The organism is Allosphingosinicella sp. (assembly GCF_036387215.1).
Taxonomy (GTDB): Bacteria; Pseudomonadota; Alphaproteobacteria; order Sphingomonadales; family Sphingomonadaceae; genus Allosphingosinicella.
Genome location: NZ_DASVUE010000168.1, coordinates 1 through 2,411 on the forward strand (window position 1 = coordinate 1; position 2,411 = coordinate 2,411).

At 63.4% G+C, this 2,411-nt stretch carries 5 protein-coding genes; all 5 read left to right on the forward strand.

The features are described from left to right. A partial coding sequence (locus VF662_RS06965; protein WP_464139261.1) for an alpha/beta hydrolase family protein occupies window positions 1-378 on the forward strand: 378 nt, incomplete at its 5' end. 61 nt (window positions 379-439) lie between these two features. Then, window positions 440-1,468 carry an aspartate-semialdehyde dehydrogenase gene (locus VF662_RS06970; protein ID WP_464139263.1) on the forward strand — a complete coding sequence of 343 codons (1,029 nt, stop codon included), beginning with the start codon at window positions 440-442 and terminating at the stop codon, window positions 1,466-1,468. Between the two features lie 32 nt (window positions 1,469-1,500). Then, the gene (locus tag VF662_RS06975; RefSeq protein WP_464139265.1) at window positions 1,501-1,752 is read left to right on the forward strand and encodes a FitA-like ribbon-helix-helix domain-containing protein; all 252 of its coding nucleotides are present in this window, start codon (window positions 1,501-1,503) and stop codon (window positions 1,750-1,752) included. Beyond that, window positions 1,742-2,149, forward strand: a complete 408-nt coding sequence (locus tag VF662_RS06980) for a type II toxin-antitoxin system VapC family toxin (RefSeq protein WP_464139267.1) — start codon at window positions 1,742-1,744, stop codon at window positions 2,147-2,149. Before VF662_RS06975 ends, VF662_RS06980 begins: the two co-directional genes overlap by 11 nt. Further along, the coding region (locus VF662_RS06985) for a GFA family protein (protein ID WP_464139269.1) at window positions 2,142-2,411 on the forward strand (270 nt) is incomplete at its 3' end. The genes VF662_RS06980 and VF662_RS06985, both read left to right, overlap by 8 nt.

A 2,411-nucleotide genomic window follows, 5' to 3' on the forward strand; every position in this document is an offset into this window, starting at 1 on the left:
CACGCCTTTGCAGCCGGCGTCTCCGGCGCCCCCGTCACCCGCTGGGAACTCTACGATACCCATTATACCGAACGCTATATGGGCAATCCGGCCACCGACCCGGAACCTTATCGCAAGGCAAGCGCGATCGAAGGAGCCGAGAAGATCGCCGATCCGCTGCTCGTGATCCACGGAATGGCGGACGACAACGTGCTGTTCCAGAATACGACCGAGCTCATGGCCCGGCTCCAGACGGCCAATCGGCCGTTCGAGGTGATGACCTATCCCGGCGAGACCCACAGCGCCGTCGGCGGCCGGGTCGCGCCGCACGTCTGGTCCACGATCGAGCGCTTCATGAACCGCGAGGTGAAGAACAAGGTCTCCGGAACCGCGCGCTAGCGGCTTTGGTGGACAATCCCCGGCGAAACCCTACATCGCGCCTTCAGCGAGGAGCGATTGAATGGGCTATCGGGTGGTTGTCGTCGGCGCGACGGGGAATGTCGGGCGCGAGATCCTGAACATCCTGGCGGAGCGCGAATTTCCGGCCGATGAAGTGGCGGCGGTGGCCTCCCCGAAGTCGACCGGCGACGAAATCGATTTCGGCGATTCCGGTGAGACGCTGCGAGTCAAAAATATTGAGCATTTCGACTTTGCGGGTTGGCACATGGCCCTGTTCGCCGCCGGCTCCGAAGTGTCGAAGGCCTACGCGCCCAAGGCCGCGGCCGCCGGCTGCACCGTCATCGACAACAGCTCGCTCTACCGCATGGACCCCGACGTTCCGCTGATCGTGCCCGAGGTGAACCCGGAGGCGATCGCCGGCTACCGGCGCAAGAACATCATCGCCAATCCCAATTGCTCGACGGCGCAGATGGTGGTGGCGCTGAAGCCGCTCCACGATTTCGCGCGGATCAGGCGGGTGGTGGTCGCAACCTACCAGTCGGTTTCCGGCGCCGGTAAGTCGGGCATGGACGAGCTGTTCGAGCAGAGCCGCAACATCTTCGTCGGCCAGGCCAACGAGCCTGTGAAGTTCACCAAGCAGATCGCCTTCAACGTCATTCCCCACATCGACGCCTTCCTCGACGACGGCTCGACCAAGGAGGAATGGAAGATGGTGGTCGAGACCAAGAAGATCCTCGACCCGAAGATCAAGGTGACCGCCACCTGCGTCCGGGTGCCGGTCTTCGTCGGCCATTCGGAAGCGATCAACATCGAATTCGAGAACGAAATCAGCGCCAGGGACGCGCAGCGCATCCTCCGCGAGGCGCCCGGCGTGATGCTGGTCGATAAGCGTGAGGACGGCGGCTACGTGACGCCGGTGGAAGCGGTCGGCGAATATGCCACCTATGTCAGCCGCGTCCGCGAGGATCCCACAGTCGAGAACGGCCTCTCGCTCTGGTGCGTCTCGGACAACCTCCGCAAGGGCGCCGCGCTGAACGCGGTCCAGATCGCGGAGCTGCTCGGAAGAAAGCACCTTCAGAAGGCTGCTTGAGAGAGTGATAGCCCGGTGATATCATCGCCGATATGGGCCAGATCCTAGTCCGCCAACTCGACGACGCCGCCATCGAACGCCTGAAGGTTCGCGCTCGGGAACGAAACACCTCCGTGGAGGCGCTCGCGAGAGAGGCGATCCATCGGGCTGCAGAGCTCAGCGTGGAAGAGAAGCTGGCGCTTGTTCGGCGATCGCAGGAGTGGAGCCGGAGGGCACGCGTCGCGGGAGCCCCGCAGACGCTGGGCTCCGATCTGATCCGAGAAGATCGCGACAATGATCATTGATGCGAGCGTCGCATTCAAACTGGTGGTCGAGGAGCCCGGCAGCGATGATGCCATCGGATGGATCGGCCGGACTGAGTTGATCGCTCCGGCCTTGCTCCACGCGGAAGTCGCCAACGGGCTTTGGAAACGGGTGCAGAAGAACGAGCTTTCGGGCGATGCAGAGATCGGTGAGCGCCTTGCGGATCTCGCGCGCTATGTGCGGACCGTTGAGGAGACACCGTTCATGGCAGATGCGCTGCGCCTGGCGATCGAACTCCGGCACCCGGTTTATGACTGTATCTATCTGGCCTTGGCCGAGGGCCTCCAGGACGAGATGATTACCGCGGATCGCCGGTTCCTCGCTGCTGTCGCAGGGACTGCCCACGCGTCGCGCGTGAGGGAGCTTGGCAGTGAGTGAAGAGGTCGAGGGCGGCTGCATGTGCGGGAAGATCCGCTACACGGCCGAGATCGAGAATGACGACGCCTATCTCTGCCATTGCCGGATGTGCCAGCGGGCGAGCGGCAACGTGTCGCTCGCGATGAAGAACGTGAAGCGGGCGGGCGTGCGATGGGAGCGGGAGCCCGATTATTACACCTCCTCGCCGATCGCCCGCAGGGGCTTCTGCTCGTCCTGCGGGACATCGCTCACCTTCGAATTCTCCGACGGGGAGAGCGAGAAT